Below are 15,071 nucleotides of genomic sequence, written 5' to 3'. Positions count from 1 at the left end.
GGAGGAAGGCGGCCGTCACAAGCCGTTCTTCTCGAACTACCGGCCCCAGTTCTACTTCCGTACCACCGACATCACCGGCTCCATCGCCCTGCCCGACGGCGTCGAGATGTGCATGCCCGGCGACAACACCCTCATGACCGTTGAGCTCATCAACCCCATCGCCATGGACGAAGGCCTGCGCTTCGCCATCCGCGAAGGCGGCCGCACCGTCGGCGCCGGCCGGGTTACGAAGATCCTGAAGTGAGGCTCGGGTATCGGACAGCTCCAGGTGAGCCGTCCGATACCTGGAGCACCGACATCGAGGCTTTGAACGCGCCGGCGGCCCGAGCCGACAGGCGAGGAATAGCCGAAGGCAAAGGACGAGTGAGATGGCTGACAAGCAGAAGATCCGCATCCGCCTGAAGGCGTACGACCACGAGGTCATCGACCAGTCGACGAAGAAGATCGTCGAGACGGTCCTGCGCACGCAGGCGACGGTGCGCGGCCCCATCCCGCTGCCCACCGAGAAGCACCGCTTCACGGTCATCCGCTCGCCGCACAAGGACAAGGACAGCCGGGAGCACTTCGAGATGCGCATCCACAAGCGCCTGCTCGACATCCTGGAGCCGTCCCCCAAGACCGTCGACTCGCTGCAGCGCATCGAGCTGCCCGCCGGCGTCGACATCGAGATCAAGATCGCCCAGGCCTAGGCGCCGGGCGAGCCCGCTACTCGGACTTCAGGTCCTCCGCCGAAAGGTTGGAGGACCTGTTCGTCTCGATCTCCAGCTCGGGCTCGTCGTCGTCGCCGACGAACCAGGGTTCGTCACCCTCCGCCAGGGCGCGCTCGTCGCGCAGGTGCTCGAAAGGATCGCGACTCGACTTGCTCGGGGCACGCTTCTTCATGTGTTTCGGGACTTCCCGGTCACTCCGCCGACCGAAGACCATCGCCGCACAATAACCGACCGCACCGTAGGGGCGTAAGCGCCTTCTGCAGCTGTACCAGAGTTCCCACGGCTGTTTGGGATGGCTGGTACGTTGGCAACTGCTTGAACGGGACGGGACACCGTCCCCGGGCACCGAGTTCGGCTAGCCGAAATCCCCCCACCGGGTGGGTTTGGCGCCACCTCGGAGCGTGGCTAGTATCTATCGGCTGCTCCTGCGACCTGTTGCAGGTCACTGAGCGCCCGTTCGTCAAGTTCGTCAACCGAGGCCCATGAAGGCCGGACTCGGTGTCTCACACCGCTCCGGAACCACATGGCACAACCGAGGACGACGCTCCGCCGGGTACACCCGTGCGGAGCGTTCGCGTGAACCGCAGAGAAAGACGCAGCCGCAATGGCGACAAGAGCGATCGTCGGCGAGAAGGTCGGCATGACGCAGGTCTGGGACGACGACAACCGTGTCGTCCCGGTCACGGTCCTGCGCGTGCGACCCTGCCGCGTGGTCCAAGTCAAGACCAACGAGAACGACGGCTACACCGCCCTGCAGGTGACCTTCGGCGCCCGCAAGGCCAGCAAGCTGACCAAGCCCGTCGCCGGCCAGTACACCAAGGCCGGTGTCGACCCGGGCAACAAGCTCGTCGAGCTCCGGCTCGACGACGTGTCGGCCTACGAGATCGGCCAGGAGATCGGTGTCGACATCCTCGCCTCGGGCGAGCTCGTCGACGTCACCTCCGTGAGCAAGGGCAAGGGCTTCACCGGTGTCATGAAGCGCCACGGCTTCTCGGGCCTGCCCGCCAGCCACGGTGCGCACAAGGTGCACCGGGCCCCCGGCTCGATCGGGGCCTGCGCCACGCCGGCCCGTGTCTTCCGGGGCACCCGCATGGCCGGCCGGTCCGGTGGCCAGAAGACCACCACCCTCAACCTCATGGTCGTGCAGGCGGACGCCGAGCGCGACCTGCTGCTGGTCAAGGGCTCGGTGCCCGGCCCCAACGGCGGCCTGGTGCTGGTGCGTGACGCCGTCAAGGCCGGGACGAAGGGGAAGAGCTGATGGCGAGCATCAAGCTGACCACCGCGGCCGGCAAGTCGTCCGGCAGCGTCGATCTCGACGACGCGCTCTTCGGCGTCCAGCCCCACTTCCCGGTGATGCACCAGGTCGTGACGGCCCAGCTGGCCGCCCGCCGCGCCGGCACGCAGTCGACCAAGACCCGTGCCGAGGTCCGTGGCGGTGGCGCCAAGCCGTGGCGCCAGAAGGGCACCGGCAAGGCCCGCCAGGGTTCGATCCGCTCGCCGCAGTGGCGCGGTGGTGGCGTGGCCCTCGGCCCGAAGCCCCGCAGCTACAAGCAGCGGACCCCCAAGAAGATGATCCGCCTGGCGCTGGCGTCGGCCCTGTCCGACCGCCTGGCGTCGGAGAAGGTCATCGTGCTGAAGGAGTGGGGCATCGACGCCCCCAGCACCAAGGCCGCCGTCGAGGTGCTGAAGAAGCTCGAGCTCGACGGCCGGGTCCTCGTGGTCCTCACCCGTGAGGACGACGCCGTGTGGAAGAGCCTGCGCAACCTGCAGGACGTCCACGTGCTCGTCACCGGCGAGCTGAACGCCTACGACGTGCTGGTGAGCGACTGGGTCGTCTTCACCGAGGCGTCGCTGCCGCAGCCCAAGCCCGCCAAGGCGAAGACCGAGGAAGCGAGCGCATCATGACCGACGCACGCGACGTCATCATCGCCCCGGTGGTGAGCGAGAAGTCCTACGCCCTCATGGAGGCCGGGGTCTACACCTTCAAGGTGCTGCCCACGGCCACCAAGCCGCAGATCAAGGCTGCGGTGCAGGAGATCTTCGGCGTCAAGGTCGACAAGGTGAACACCCTCAACCGGCAGGGCAAGCGCAAGCGCAACCGGAAGACGTTCACCTACGGCAAGCGCCCCGACACCAAGCGGGCGATCGTCACCCTCGCCGCCGGCGAGACGATCGAACTGTTCCAGGATTGATGGTTCCCTGATGCCTCTTCGCAAGCGCAAGCCCACCAGCGCCGGCCGTCGGTTCCAGACCGTCGCCGACTTCTCCGAGCTGACCACCAGCACCCCGGAGCGGTCGCTGCTGGCCAAGAAGACCTCCACCGGCGGCCGCAACACGCACGGCCGCAAGACCGCCCGTCACCGCGGTGGCGGCCACAAGCAGCGCTACCGCCTCGTCGACTTCCGACGGAACAAGGACGGCGTGCCGGCCAAGGTCGCCAGCATCGAGTACGACCCCAACCGGTCGTGCCGCATCGCCCTGCTCCACTACCTCGACGGCGAGAAGCGCTACATCCTCGCTGCCAAGGACGTGAACGTCGGCGATCTGCTGCAGTCGGGCCAGGGTTCGGAGATCCGGCCCGGAAATGCCCTTCCGATGCGTTACATTCCAGTCGGTACCACCGTGCACAACGTCGAGCTGCGGCCCGGCGGCGGCGGCAAGATGGCCCGCTCCGCGGGTTCGTCGGTGGTGCTGCTCGCGAAGGAGGGCGACTACGCCACCCTTCGCCTCCCCTCCACCGAGATGCGCCGGGTGTCGATCGACTGCCGGGCCACCGTCGGTGAGGTGGGCAACTCGGAGCACGAGCTCATCAAGATCGGCAAGGCCGGCCGTAACCGCTGGAAGGGCGTTCGCCCGCAGACCCGCGGTGTGGCCATGAACCCCGTCGACCACCCCCTCGGTGGTGGCGAAGGCAAGTCGTCCGGCGGACGCCATCCGGTGTCGCCGTGGGGCAAGCCCGAAGGCCGCACCCGCCCCAAGAACAAGCAGTCCGACAAGCTGATCGTCCGGCGCCGCCGCACTCGCGGAGCGCGGAGGTAACCGAAGATGCCGCGTTCACTCAAGAAGGGCCCGTTCGTCGACGAGCACTTGCTCCGCAAGGTCGACGTGCTCAACAACAACAACGAGAAGAAGGTCGTCAAGACCTGGTCGCGTCGCTCGACGATCATCCCCGACATGGTCGGGCACACGGTCGCCGTCCACGACGGTCGCAAGCACGTGCCCGTCTACATCACCGAATCGATGGTCGGGCACAAGCTGGGTGAGTTCGCTCCCACCCGCACGTTCCGCTACCACGCCGGCCAGGAGAAGTCGGCCCGGGGGCGGAGGTAAGCCGTGACCGGTACCAAGACCAACGAGCGCCCGGGGACCCGGGCCCAGGTCCGCTACTCGCGGGTGTCGCCGTACAAGGCGCGTGAGGTCCTCGACCTCATCCGCAACCTGCCGGTCGACCGGGCCGACGAGGTCCTGCAGTTCACCACCCGCGGCCCGGCCAGCGTGATCCGCAAGGTGCTGGCCTCGGCCATCGCCAACGCCGGCCACAACGACGAGATCAGCGACGACTCCGTGCTGTACGTGTCGGCCTGCTACGCCGACGAGGGCCCGACGCTCAAGCGCTGGCGCCCCCGAGCCCGGGGCCGCGCCACCCGCATCCGCAAGCGCACCTGTCACATCACGGTGATCGTCAGCGTGATGTCGCCCGAGATGCAGGCCAAGGTCGAGGCCGATCGCGAGCGTTCGAGCGGTGGCCGTGGTGGCCAGCGCCCGTCGCGTCGCACCGCCCGTGACGTCCGCCGGGCCCGGGTCGCCAAGAGCCGCGCCGCCGAGGGCCTCCCCGAGGACGAGCACGATCACGACCACGAGGGTCACGACCACGAGCACGACCACGACGACGACGTGGTCGAGGAGCTCGAGGAGACGGTCGCCGAGGTCGACGACGCCGAGGTCGAGGCCGAAGAGACCGACACCGACGACGAAGAGAAGAAGAACTAGCCATGGGCCAGAAGGTCAACCCTTACGGCTTCCGGCTCGGTGTCACGACCGACTGGAAGTCCCGTTGGTTCGCCGACCGTGAGCAGTACGGCGACAACGTCATCGAGGACTGGAAGATCCGCGACTACCTGATGTTCGAGCTGCCGCACGCAGCCATCAGCCGGATCGAGATCGAGCGCACCCGTGATCGCCTGCGGGTCGACGTGCACACCGCGCGCCCCGGCATCGTCATCGGGCGTCGCGGCAGCGAAGCCGATCGCCTGCGGGCCGGGCTCACCAAGATCACCGGCAACCCGAAGGTGCAGCTCAACATCCAGGAGATCAAGCAGCCCGAGCTCGACGCCGCGCTGATCGCCCAGGGCGTCGCCGACCAGCTCGGCGCTCGTGTCGCCTTCCGTCGGGCCATGAAGCGGGCCGTGCAGAACGCCCAGAAGGCCGGCGCGCAGGGCATCCAGGTGCAGTGCTCCGGTCGCCTGGGTGGCGCCGAGATGGCCCGCACCGAGAAGTACCGCGAGGGTCGCATCCCCCGGCACACGCTCCGGGCCGACATCGACTACGGCTTCCGCGAGGCCCGCACCCCTGCCGGTCGCATCGGCGTGAAGGTGTGGATCTACAAGGGCGACGTGCTGCCCTACAAGAGCCAGAGCGAAGAGAAGATCTCGCGAGAGGCCGCCATGGCCGTCGGTGAGACCTCCGGCGCCGGTGCCCCGCCGCCGGCCGACCCCAAGCGCGTCGTGTCGTCGCAGGCCCGCCGCCGGCCCGAGACCCCCGAAGAGCCGGTCGAGAACGAGCCGTTGGTGAAGGAAGCCGATCCCGAGCTCGAGCGCCTGCTGGCCGAAGAGGAAGAGATCGAGCGCCGGGTCCACGACCACAGCGAGACCCCCCACTTCCGCCCGGGAGACGAGTAGATGTTGATGCCGCGCAAGGTTGCGCACCGCAAGCACCATCGCGGGCGCATGCGAGGTCTCGCGAAGGGCGGGACCGAGGTCAGCTTCGGCGAGTACGGGATCCAGGCCCTCGAGCCCGGTTGGATCACCGCCCGCCAGATCGAGGCGGCCCGTATCGCCATGACCCGCCACATCAAGCGTGGTGGCAAGGTCTGGATCAACCTCTTCCCCGACAAGCCCGTCACCCAGAAGCCGGCCGAGACCCGCATGGGTTCCGGCAAGGGCAACCCCGAGCACTGGGTCGCCGTGGTGAAGCCGGGGCGGATCATGTTCGAGCTGTCCTACCCGGATGCCGAGCTCGCCAAGGCCGCCATCGAGCGCGCCATCCAGAAGCTGCCGATCAAGGCCCGCTTCGTCACCCGCGAGGAGGCGTTCTGATGGCTCAGGAGAGCTTCCGCGACCTGGACGACGTGAGCCTCGTGACCCAGCTGCGCGAGACCAAGGAAGAGCTGTTCAAGCTGCGCTTCCAGCACGCCACGGGCCAGCTGTCGAACTACGTCCGCATCGGCCAGACCCGCAAGGACGTCGCCCGCATCCAGACCGAGCTGCGGGCCCGTGAGATCACTGCTGCCGAGGCAGAAGCCGGCAGCCAGGAGAAGGCCTGATGGCAGATACCACCGAGACCGAAGAGACGCCGGCGCCGAAGAAGGCGGCGGCCAAGAAGACCGCCGCCAAGAAAGCGGCTCCGGCGAAGAAGGCGCCCGCCAAGAAAGCCGCGGCCACGAAGGCGCCGGCCGTCCGGGCCACCGTCGAGGTCGAGCCCAAGGACCGCGGCGCCCGCAAGATCCGTGAGGGGATCGTGCGCACCAACAGCATGGACAAGACGGCCGTGGTCGTCGTGACCACCCGCAAGCCGCACCCCCTCTACCGCAAGACCATGGTCCGGACGACGAAGCTGTTCGCCCACGACGAGAACAACGAGGCTCGACCCGGCGACCGCGTCCGCATCGCCGAGACCCGCCCGCTGTCGAAGCTGAAGCGCTGGCGTCTCGTCGAAGTGCTGGAAAGGGCGAAGTAGCCATGATCCAGCAGGAGTCCCGACTCAAGGTCGCCGACAACAGCGGTGCCAAGGAAGTGCTCGTCATCAAGGTGCTGGGCGGCTCGCGCCGTCGCTACGCCGGGATCGGCGACATCTTCATCGCCACCGTGAAGGACGCCATCCCCGGTGCCGCCGTGCGCAAGGGCGAGGTCGTCCGCTGCGTGGTCGTGCGCACCAAGAAGGAACGCCGCCGTCCCGACGGCAGCTACATCCGCTTCGACGAGAACGCCGCGGTGCTCATCACCCCCGAGAGCAACCCCCGCGGCACCCGCATCTTCGGCCCCGTCGGCCGCGAGCTGCGCGACAAGCGGTTCATGAAGATCGTCTCGCTCGCCCCGGAGGTCATCTGATGGCCGGCCTGAAGATCCGCAAGGGTGACCGCGTCAAGGTGCTCACCGGCAAGGACCGGGGCAAGGAGGGCACCGTCATGCGTGCCATCCCCCAGGCCCGCAAGGTGATCGTCGACGGCGTCAACGTCGCCAAGAAGCACCAGGGCCCCACCCGCACCACCCAGCAGGGCGGGATCATCGACAAGGACATGCCCTTGCCGGTGGCCAACGTCGCCCTGGTGTGCCCGTCGTGCGGCAAGGCCACCCGGGTGGGCTACAAGATCGACAACTCCGGCCAGAAGGTGCGGGTCTGCCGCAAGTGCGGAGGTGAGATCGCATGAGTGACACGACCACCGCCACGACCGAGCGCCCAGCGCCGCGCCTGAAGCTCCGCTACAACGAGGAGCTGCGCGACCAGGTCGGCGAAGCCCTCGGCGTCGGCAACGTCATGGAAGTGCCACGGCTGTCCAAGATCGTGGTCAACATGGGTGTCGGCGATGCCATCGCCCAGGCGTCACTGCTCGAGGGAGCACAGCGCGACCTCGGCATGATCACGGGGCAGAAGCCGCTCGTCACGCGGGCCAAGAAGTCGATCGCCGGCTTCAAGCTCCGCGAGGGCAACGCCATCGGCGCCAAGGTCACCCTGCGCGGCGACCGGATGTGGGAGTTCCTCGATCGCCTCATCGCGATCGCCATACCCCGCATCCGCGACTTCCGGGGCCTCAACCCCCGGTCGTTCGACGGCAACGGCAACTACACGTTCGGGCTCACCGAGCAGCTCGTCTTCCCGGAGATCGACTACGACAGCATCGATCAACCGCGAGGCATGGACATCACGATCGTTACCACGGCACGCACCGACGCCGAGGGCAAAGCGCTCCTCGATGCGATGGGCTTCCCGTTCAAGCGCGAGGGTCAGTGACCAATGGCGAAGAAAGCGCTCATCAACAAGCAACAGCGCAAGCCCAAGTTCAAGGTGCGGGGTTACACCCGTTGCCGCCGCTGCGGACGTCCGCACTCCGTGTTCCGCAAGTTCGGCCTGTGCCGGATCTGCCTGCGCGAGCTGGCGCACGCCGGGGAGCTCCCCGGCGTGACCAAGGCGAGCTGGTGAGGGGAGGCCACAAATGACGATGACCGACCCCATCGCGGACATGCTCACCCGCATTCGCAACGGCAACACTGCGATGCACGACGAGGTGCGCATGCCGTCGTCCAAGCTCAAGGAATCCCTGGCCGCCATCCTGGTCAAGGAGGGCTACATCGAGGGCTTCGACCTCGAGGAGAACTCGGGCAAGCCCGGGAGCGTCCTCGTGGTCAGGATGAAGTACAGCCCCGAGCGCGCCCGCACCATCTCGGGCATCCGGCGCATCTCCAAGCCGGGCCTGCGTGTGTACAGCAAGGCCACCGAGGTCCCCCGCGTCCTCGGCGGTCTCGGCGTGGCCGTGCTCTCCACGAGCCAAGGCCTCCTGAGCGACCGTGAAGCCCGCAAACGCAAAGTTGGCGGCGAGATCCTCTGCTTCGTGTGGTGAGAGGAGGTAGCGACTCATGTCCCGAATCGGCAAAGCACCCATAACGGTCCCCGGCGGCGTCGACGTCACCATCGCGAGTGGCCGCGTCACCGTGAAGGGCCCCAAGGGCCAGCTGGAGCGCGACCTCCCGTCCACGATCACCGTCCGCCAGGACGGCGACGTGCTGCTGGTCGAGCGCCCCGACGACGAGCGCCAGAACCGGGCCCTCCACGGCCTGGTCCGCTCGCTGGTCAACAACATGGTCCTGGGCGTCACCCAGGGCTTCACCAAGGAGCTCGAGATCGTGGGCGTGGGCTACCGCGCCAACGCCAAGGGCCCCAGCGCCATGGAGCTGGCCCTCGGGTTCAGCCACCCGGTGAACATCACGGCACCCGACGGCATCACGTTCGAGGTGCCGGCCCCGACCCGCATCGTGGTGTCGGGCATCGACAAGGAGAAGGTCGGCCAGGTGGCCGCCGACATCCGGGCGTGGCGCAAGCCCGAGCCCTACAAGGGCAAGGGCGTCCGCTACGCCGGCGAGATCGTGCGCCGCAAGGCCGGGAAGACCGGGAAGTAGCGATGAGCAGCTCTGCCAAGCACAAGCGGGACCTGCGCATCCGGCGTCATCGCCGGGTCCGCAAGAACGTCCGGGGCAGCGTGGAACGTCCGCGCCTCGCCGTGTTCCGCTCCAACAAGCACATCTCGGCCCAGGTGATCGACGACCGCTCCGGTCGCACGCTCGCCGCGGCGTCGACCCTCGAGGGCGATCTGCGCAAGGGCGCGACCTCCAACAAGGACGCCGCCACCGAGGTGGGGCGTCTGGTCGCCGAGCGCGCCAAGGCGGCCGGTGTGAACCAGGTCGTCTTCGACCGCGGCGGCTTCCTCTACCACGGCCGGGTGGCCGCGGTGGCCGACGCCGCCCGCACTGCAGGACTGGAGTTCTGATGCCCAATGGCACCCCCAACCGTCCCGGTGGCGCCGGCGGCGGCAACCGCCCCGGTGGCGGCGGCGGAGGTGGCGGTCGCGGTGGCGATCGTCCCGGTGGCGGTGGAGGTCGCCCCGGCGGCAACCGCCCGCCCCGTGAGCGCGAGCCCCGGGAGAACCCGCGGGCCTCGGGCGACGCGTCGCTGCACGAGTCGCGGGTCATCAACATCAACCGCGTGGCCAAGGTGGTCAAGGGCGGCCGGCGGTTCTCGTTCACCGCGCTCGTGGTGATCGGCGACGGCAACGGCCGCGTCGGCCTCGGTTACGGCAAGGCCAAGGAGGTGCCCCTCGCCATCCAGAAGGGCACCGAAGATGCCCGCAAGAACCTGTTCAAGGTGCCGCTGGCCGGCACGACCGTCACCCACCCGATCATCGGCGAGACCGGTGCCGGGCGCGTGATGCTCAAGCCCGCCGCCCCCGGTACCGGCGTGATCGCCGGTGGCGCCGCCCGCGCCATCCTCGAAGAGGCCGGCATCAAGGACGTGCTCTGCAAGTCGCTGGGCTCCCCGAACCACATCAACGTGGCCCGGGCGACGATCCAGGGGCTCAAGTCGCTGCGTCGGCCCGACGAGGTCGCCAAGTCCCGGGGCCTTTCGCCCGAGGAGATCATGCCGGCCGGCCTCTGGCGTGCCTACAAGGAGAGCGAGCGCGACCGCACGCAACCTCGTGAGAGCAGCCACTCATGAGCGACACCCAGCTCTACGTGCGCCAGGTGCGGTCGAGCATCGGCAGCAAGCCGAAGCACCGCGGCACGCTGCGGTCGCTCGGCCTGGGCCGCATCGGCAAGTCGAACACGCTGCCCGACCGGCCCGAGATCCGGGGCATGATCGCCCGGGTCCCGCACCTGATCACCGTCGAGGAGCTCGACGCCGCCGCGGCCGCCAAGGCGAAGGCGCCGGCCAAGAAGCGCTCGAACGCCAAGGTGGCCGACCCGGTCGCCGCCGCCCTGGCCACCGACAAGGCGGCGAAGGCCGCCGAGTCGACCGAGGCTCCGGCCACGAAGACGGCCGCCAAGAAGGCGCCCGCCGCGAAGAAGGCCCCGGCCAAGGCGGCCGCCGCCAAGAAGACGGCGGCCAAGAAGGCTCCGGCCAAGAAGACCGCAGCGAAGAAAGCTGACAGCTGACAGCTGACAGCTGACAGCCGGCGGAGCCCTGGCGAAGGCACGAGAACGACAGACGACGGCCGGCCTACGCCGGCTCGACGAGCGAGTCCGAGGTCGGTGACGGCATCGGGCGCAGGATGAAGGACAACGCGAGATGACGATCAAGGTTCACGACCTCAAGCCGCCCCCCGGGTCGAAGAAGGGGCGCAAGCGCGTCGGCCGTGGCATCGCCGGCAAGGGCGGCAAGACCGCCGGCCGCGGCACCAAGGGCCAGAAGGCCCGCGGCAAGGTTCCCGCCGCGTTCGAGGGTGGCCAGATGCCGCTGCACATGCGGGTGCCGAAGCTCAAGGGCTTCAACAACCCGTTCCGCGTCGAGTACCAGGCCATCAACCTCGACGTCCTCGAGGAGTCGGGCCTCGACACCGTCACGCCCGCGGCGTTGCACGCCAAGGGCCTGACCCACAAGGGCGCCCTGGTGAAGGTGCTCGGCCGCGGCGAGCTCAGTCGGGCCGTCCACGTCCAGGCACACGCCTTCTCGAAGTCGGCGGCCGCGGCGATCACCGCAGCCGGGGGTTCGATCGAGGTTCTCGCCAAGCCGTGGGGCGATCGTCGCCCGCCGGCCAAGGGCAACCAGTTCGCCAATCGCTGATCACCTGACGTCTACCTGCCCCCGCGACCCCGAGCCACCTCGGGGTCCGGGGGCAGGTCCGTTCCCGACTCGCCAATGGGTGTCGTGAGCGACCAGACTGACGGACTCGACTTGTGAAGGGGAGACAGGAACGTGTTGTCCAGCTTGTGGAACATGTTCAGGGTCACCGATCTACGGAACAAGATCCTGTTCACGCTGGCGATCATCGCCCTTTACCGATTCGGGTCGTACGTGCCCGTGCCGGGCATCGACATCGACGCGGTGCGGGACCTGAAGGATCAGGCCGAGCGCACCGGTGGCGTCCTGGGCTTCCTCCAGCTCTTCTCCGGTGGTGCCCTCACCAACTTCGCCGTGTTCGCGCTCGGGATCATGCCGTACATCACGGCCTCGATCATCATGCAGATCCTCACCGTGGTGATCCCGAAGCTCGAGGAGTGGCAGCAGCAGGGGGCGGTCGGTCAGCGCAAGATCACCCAGTGGACGCGCTACCTCGCCGTCGCCATCGCCACGCTGCAGGCCACGGCGCTCACCTTCCTGTTCCACAACGGCGGTGGCGGCCTGCTCGGCGGGCCCAGCAACCCCACGCAGATCGACGTCCTGCCCGACTTCACCTGGTACCGCATCATGCTCGTGGTGCTGGTGCTGGCGTCCGGCATGGCGTTGCTGATGTGGCTGGGTGAGCTCATCACCCAGCGGGGCATCGGCAACGGCATGTCGCTGCTGATCTTCTCCAGCGTCGTGTCGAGCATCCCGGCCCAGTTCGCCAAGATCAAGGCGGAGGAGGGCTACGACCTGCTCATCCCGCTGATCGGCCTGTTCATCCTGGTGCTGATCGCCATCGTGTTCGTGGAGAACGGGCAGCGGCGCATCCCGGTGCAGTTCGCAAAACGGGTGGTCGGGCGGCGCATGTACGGCGGCCAGAGCACCTACATCCCGCTGAAGGTCAACCAGTCGGGCGTGATCCCCATCATCTTCGCCAGCTCGGTGCTGTCGCTGCCGCTGCTGGTCACGCAGGCCCTCCCGTCCGATCCGGGCAGCTGGGGCGTCTCGGTGCAGAACTGGGTGAACGACAACCTCGCCCAGCAGGACTCGATCTTCTACATCATGTTCTACGGCCTGTTCATCATCGGGTTCGCGTACTTCTACACGGCCATCGCCTTCGACCCGCACAAGCAGGCCGACACCCTTCGCAAGCAGGGCGGGTTCATCCCCGGCATCCGTCCCGGGCCGCAGACCGAGAAGTACCTGGGCAAGATCCTGTCCCGGATCACGCTGCCCGGGGCCCTGTTCATCGCCGCCATCGCGTTGCTCCCGTCGCTGCTGCTCGCCGTCGCCAACGTGCAGGCGTTCGCCTTCGGTGGCACGTCGATCCTGATCGCGGTCGGCGTGGCGCTGGAGACCATGAAGCAGATCGACAGCCAGCTGATGATGCGCAACTACGAGGGGTTCCTGCAGTGACCGGAGTCGCGCTGTGACGTCAGGGGTCCGTCTGGTGGTTCTGGGCCGCCAGGGGGCCGGCAAAGGCACCCAATGCCTGCGGTTGTCGCGCCACTACGTGGTGCCGCACATCTCGACGGGCGACATGCTGCGGGCCGCCGTCCGCGGGGAGACCGAGCTGGGCCTGCGGGCCAAGGAGATCATGTCGGCGGGCGACCTCGTGCCCGACGACGTGATGATCGGCATCGTCGACGAGCGGCTGGAGCACGACGACACCACCCACCGGGGCTACATCCTCGACGGCTTCCCGCGCACGGTCGCCCAGGCCGAGGCGCTGGCCGACATCACCGCGGCCCGCCCGCTCGACCTCGTGGTCGACCTCGACGTGCCCGAGCAGGTGGTCCTGGAGCGCCTCGCCAGCCGGCGGGTGTGCGTCGACTGCCAGGCCAACTACTCCGTCGACAAGCCGCCCCGCTACGGCTGGCGCTGCGACAACTGCGGCGGCGAGGTCATCCAGCGCGACGACGACACGCCCGAGGCCATCAAGCACCGCCTGGCCGCCTACGAGCGCGAGACGGCTCCCCTGATCGCCTGGTACAAGGACCGCGACCTCCTCGCGATCGTCGAGGGCCAGGGCGAGCAGGACGACGTGACGGCCCGCATCATCGAGGCCATCGAGGCCCGCCGCACCGACGCGGCCTCCACCCCCGCCCCCACCTGACGGCTGGCTAGGGCGTCGCGTCCAGAGACGACGTCGCCCGCGTGACGCCGTCCAGGACGACGTAGTCCTCGATGAAGGCGATCATCGCGTCGGGACGGTCGTCGACCAGCTCGATCCGGAACGTCGTGGGCACGAGCTCGGGGTTCGTCTCCCCCTCTGCGAGCATCTCCGGGTTGCCGGCGAAGACGTCGCGGTACTCCTCCATGCTCGCCTCGCTGTCGAAGTACTCCCAGGCGGTGACGCGGCCGTCGTCGTCGAGATGCTGGCCGATGGCGTGGAACTGCGCCTCGGTGATGTCCCGGTCGATGTAGACGAGCACGTCTTCGCTGCCGGGGCTGATCGGGAGCCGGGGCAACGACCCCTCGCCGTCGGTCACCGACACCTTGCCGTCGTCATGGTCGGTCCGGGCCGCGTTCACCCCGACCGCCAGGGCCAGGACCACGGCCGGAGCGGCGACCACCGCGAGGCGGCGGCGACGGCGGCGGGTACGGCCCCGGCGGGCGAGGCCGTCCACGTCGACCGGCGCCAGGTCGATGGGTGTGGTGCGGTCGAGGAGGTCGGTGATGTCAGGCATGGTGGAGCTCCTCCAGGGAGACGTCGAGCGACGTGCGCAGGGCGGCGATGGCCTTGTGGGTGAGCGACTTGACGGTGCCGGGGGCGCAGCTCAACTGCTCGGCCGTCTCGAGGACCGAGAGGCCGCCGTAGTAGCGGAGCACCAGGGCGGCCCGTTGGCGGGGCGGCAGCAGGGCGACCGCGGCCCGGATGACCAGCACGTCGGCCGGCTCGGCGATCGCGGCTGCGACCGAGACCGCCGGCGAACGACCTGCCACGAAGCGCCGGTTGGCCCGTTGCTCCGCGTAGCGTCGCCGCCACCACGACCGGGCCAGGTTCACGCCCACGCCGCAGAGCCAGCCGTGCGGCGACGCCATCGTCCGCACCCGGGGCCAGTGGAGGTGCAGGCGAACCAGCGTCTCCTGGGCCAGGTCCTCCGCCAACGGGCGTGAACCGACGTAGAGTGCGAGGAGGCCGACGAGGCGCGGGTACTCGTCCCGGCAGAGGTCGGCCAATGTCGTATCGTCTGAGTCGCTGCCCACACTGGTCGATCGCACGACGGCCACCTGAGGTTCACCTCGGAGACCGAGAATCCTCGGTCTCGGTTTTACGCAAGGTGACCAGGTCGCGCTAGCATGTCAAGCCGGCCCGGGGCCTCTTCACGTTGCTGTGCGAGCCCGGGAAGTCATCCCGTCGAAACGCTGTTGCAGACGGCGTAGCTCCACTCGACCAGGAGAGTTCTTCTGCCGAAACCGAAGGAAGACGCGATCGTTCTTGAAGGGACGGTGATCGAGCCGCTCCCCAATGCCATGTTCCGAGTAGAGCTCGAGAACGGCCACAAGGTATTGGCCCACATCTCCGGGAAGATGCGCATGCACTACATCCGCATCCTGCCGGGGGATCGCGTGCAAGTGGAGCTCACCCCGTACGACCTCAGCCGAGGCCGCATCACCTACCGCTACAAGTGACGAGAGAGCGATGAAGGTACGACCGAGCGTCAAGAAGATCTGTGAGAAGTGCAAGGTGATCCGCCGCCATGGGCGCGTGCAGGTCATCTGCGTCAACCCGCGCCACAAGCAGCGCCAGGGCTAGAGGGAACCGAA

The 15,071-nt window shown here is 68.3% G+C and carries 26 protein-coding genes and 3 pseudogenes; 26 read left to right on the top strand and 3 right to left on the bottom strand.

Annotation, left to right across the window (positions count from 1 at the left end):
* Together tuf and rpsJ are read left to right on the top strand one after the other, a co-directional pair.
* The coding region (tuf, locus tag VK611_11130) for an elongation factor Tu (GenBank protein HMG41875.1) at positions 1-244 on the top strand (244 nt) is incomplete at its 5' end.
* 124 nt (positions 245-368) lie between these two features.
* A complete protein-coding gene (gene rpsJ / locus VK611_11125) occupies positions 369-689 on the top strand; it encodes a 30S ribosomal protein S10 (GenBank protein HMG41874.1) in 321 nt (106 codons plus the stop codon).
* Positions 690-705: 16 nt separating this feature from the next.
* Here rpsJ and VK611_11120 read toward each other — a convergent pair whose 3' ends face one another.
* Positions 706-882 (bottom strand): hypothetical protein, encoded by a 177-nt coding sequence (locus tag VK611_11120; protein ID HMG41873.1) that lies wholly within the window; start codon positions 880-882, stop codon positions 706-708.
* Between the two features lie 432 nt (positions 883-1,314).
* Between VK611_11120 and rplC the strand changes: the two genes are divergently transcribed.
* The 22 genes and pseudogenes from rplC (at position 1,315) to VK611_11010 (ending at position 13,416) form a co-directional block, all read left to right on the top strand.
* Positions 1,315-1,968, top strand: a complete 654-nt coding sequence (rplC, locus tag VK611_11115; GenBank protein ID HMG41872.1) for a 50S ribosomal protein L3 — start codon at positions 1,315-1,317, stop codon at positions 1,966-1,968.
* On the top strand, positions 1,968-2,615 hold the full coding sequence (gene rplD, locus VK611_11110) for a 50S ribosomal protein L4 (protein HMG41871.1): 648 nt from the start codon (positions 1,968-1,970) through the stop codon (positions 2,613-2,615). Before rplC ends, rplD begins: the two co-directional genes overlap by 1 nt.
* Positions 2,612-2,902, top strand: coding sequence for a 50S ribosomal protein L23 (gene rplW, locus VK611_11105; GenBank protein HMG41870.1), 291 nt, complete (start codon positions 2,612-2,614; stop codon positions 2,900-2,902). The genes rplD and rplW overlap by 4 nt, the downstream gene beginning before the upstream one ends.
* Positions 2,903-2,912: 10 nt before the next feature.
* On the top strand, positions 2,913-3,749 hold the full coding sequence (gene rplB, locus VK611_11100) for a 50S ribosomal protein L2 (GenBank protein HMG41869.1): 837 nt from the start codon (positions 2,913-2,915) through the stop codon (positions 3,747-3,749).
* A gap of 6 nt (positions 3,750-3,755) precedes the next feature.
* Complete coding sequence (gene rpsS, locus VK611_11095; protein ID HMG41868.1) at positions 3,756-4,040, top strand: 30S ribosomal protein S19; 285 nt, start codon at positions 3,756-3,758, stop codon at positions 4,038-4,040.
* 3 nt (positions 4,041-4,043) lie between these two features.
* Positions 4,044-4,397, top strand: a pseudogene (rplV, locus tag VK611_11090) (50S ribosomal protein L22).
* A 305-nt stretch (positions 4,398-4,702) separates the two neighbouring features.
* Positions 4,703-5,350 (top strand): annotated as a pseudogene (gene rpsC / locus VK611_11085) (30S ribosomal protein S3).
* Positions 5,351-5,608: 258 nt separating this feature from the next.
* On the top strand, positions 5,609-6,025 hold the full coding sequence (rplP, locus tag VK611_11080; GenBank protein HMG41867.1) for a 50S ribosomal protein L16: 417 nt from the start codon (positions 5,609-5,611) through the stop codon (positions 6,023-6,025).
* Positions 6,025-6,252 (top strand): 50S ribosomal protein L29, encoded by a 228-nt coding sequence (gene rpmC, locus VK611_11075; GenBank protein HMG41866.1) that lies wholly within the window; start codon positions 6,025-6,027, stop codon positions 6,250-6,252. Before rplP ends, rpmC begins: the two co-directional genes overlap by 1 nt.
* A gap of 179 nt (positions 6,253-6,431) precedes the next feature.
* Positions 6,432-6,665: a 30S ribosomal protein S17 gene (rpsQ, locus tag VK611_11070; GenBank protein HMG41865.1), complete on the top strand. Its 234-nt coding sequence runs from the start codon at positions 6,432-6,434 to the stop codon at positions 6,663-6,665.
* A gap of 2 nt (positions 6,666-6,667) precedes the next feature.
* Positions 6,668-7,036, top strand: coding sequence for a 50S ribosomal protein L14 (rplN, locus tag VK611_11065; GenBank protein ID HMG41864.1), 369 nt, complete (start codon positions 6,668-6,670; stop codon positions 7,034-7,036).
* Positions 7,036-7,356, top strand: a complete 321-nt coding sequence (gene rplX / locus VK611_11060) for a 50S ribosomal protein L24 (protein HMG41863.1) — start codon at positions 7,036-7,038, stop codon at positions 7,354-7,356. Before rplN ends, rplX begins: the two co-directional genes overlap by 1 nt.
* Entirely contained in the window at positions 7,353-7,937 is a 585-nt protein-coding gene (gene rplE / locus VK611_11055) for a 50S ribosomal protein L5 (protein ID HMG41862.1), read from the top strand. Before rplX ends, rplE begins: the two co-directional genes overlap by 4 nt.
* Positions 7,938-7,940: 3 nt before the next feature.
* Positions 7,941-8,126, top strand: a complete 186-nt coding sequence (locus VK611_11050; protein HMG41861.1) for a type Z 30S ribosomal protein S14 — start codon at positions 7,941-7,943, stop codon at positions 8,124-8,126.
* A 13-nt stretch (positions 8,127-8,139) separates the two neighbouring features.
* Complete coding sequence (gene rpsH / locus VK611_11045; GenBank protein ID HMG41860.1) at positions 8,140-8,544, top strand: 30S ribosomal protein S8; 405 nt, start codon at positions 8,140-8,142, stop codon at positions 8,542-8,544.
* Between the two features lie 16 nt (positions 8,545-8,560).
* Complete coding sequence (gene rplF / locus VK611_11040; protein ID HMG41859.1) at positions 8,561-9,100, top strand: 50S ribosomal protein L6; 540 nt, start codon at positions 8,561-8,563, stop codon at positions 9,098-9,100.
* A 2-nt stretch (positions 9,101-9,102) separates the two neighbouring features.
* A complete protein-coding gene (gene rplR / locus VK611_11035; GenBank protein HMG41858.1) occupies positions 9,103-9,468 on the top strand; it encodes a 50S ribosomal protein L18 in 366 nt (121 codons plus the stop codon).
* A 182-nt stretch (positions 9,469-9,650) separates the two neighbouring features.
* Entirely contained in the window at positions 9,651-10,193 is a 543-nt protein-coding gene (gene rpsE / locus VK611_11030) for a 30S ribosomal protein S5 (GenBank protein HMG41857.1), read from the top strand.
* Positions 10,190-10,369, top strand: a pseudogene (rpmD, locus tag VK611_11025) (50S ribosomal protein L30). The gene rpsE and the pseudogene rpmD overlap by 4 nt, the downstream one beginning before the upstream one ends.
* A 400-nt stretch (positions 10,370-10,769) precedes the next feature.
* Positions 10,770-11,258 carry a 50S ribosomal protein L15 gene (gene rplO, locus VK611_11020; protein ID HMG41856.1) on the top strand — a complete coding sequence of 163 codons (489 nt, stop codon included), beginning with the start codon at positions 10,770-10,772 and terminating at the stop codon, positions 11,256-11,258.
* Positions 11,259-11,411: 153 nt separating this feature from the next.
* Positions 11,412-12,716, top strand: a complete 1,305-nt coding sequence (secY, locus tag VK611_11015; GenBank protein ID HMG41855.1) for a preprotein translocase subunit SecY — start codon at positions 11,412-11,414, stop codon at positions 12,714-12,716.
* A gap of 34 nt (positions 12,717-12,750) precedes the next feature.
* Positions 12,751-13,416, top strand: a complete 666-nt coding sequence (locus tag VK611_11010; protein HMG41854.1) for an adenylate kinase — start codon at positions 12,751-12,753, stop codon at positions 13,414-13,416.
* 7 nt (positions 13,417-13,423) lie between these two features.
* On the opposite strand, the gene VK611_11005 is transcribed toward VK611_11010, so the two are convergent.
* Complete coding sequence (locus VK611_11005; protein HMG41853.1) at positions 13,424-13,990, bottom strand: permease-like cell division protein FtsX; 567 nt, start codon at positions 13,988-13,990, stop codon at positions 13,424-13,426.
* Positions 13,983-14,483, bottom strand: coding sequence for a SigE family RNA polymerase sigma factor (locus tag VK611_11000; GenBank protein HMG41852.1), 501 nt, complete (start codon positions 14,481-14,483; stop codon positions 13,983-13,985). The genes VK611_11005 and VK611_11000 overlap by 8 nt, the downstream gene beginning before the upstream one ends.
* A gap of 228 nt (positions 14,484-14,711) precedes the next feature.
* On the opposite strand from VK611_11000, the gene infA reads away from it, so the two are divergent.
* A complete protein-coding gene (infA, locus tag VK611_10995; GenBank protein HMG41851.1) occupies positions 14,712-14,936 on the top strand; it encodes a translation initiation factor IF-1 in 225 nt (74 codons plus the stop codon).
* 10 nt (positions 14,937-14,946) lie between these two features.
* Positions 14,947-15,060: a 50S ribosomal protein L36 gene (gene rpmJ, locus VK611_10990; protein ID HMG41850.1), complete on the top strand. Its 114-nt coding sequence runs from the start codon at positions 14,947-14,949 to the stop codon at positions 15,058-15,060.
* Positions 15,061-15,071: the final 11 nt, after the last annotated feature.

The organism is Acidimicrobiales bacterium (genome assembly GCA_035316325.1).
GTDB lineage: Bacteria > Actinomycetota > Acidimicrobiia > Acidimicrobiales > VFJN01 > DASXTK01.
This window is presented reverse-complemented; position numbering and strand designations above follow the sequence as displayed.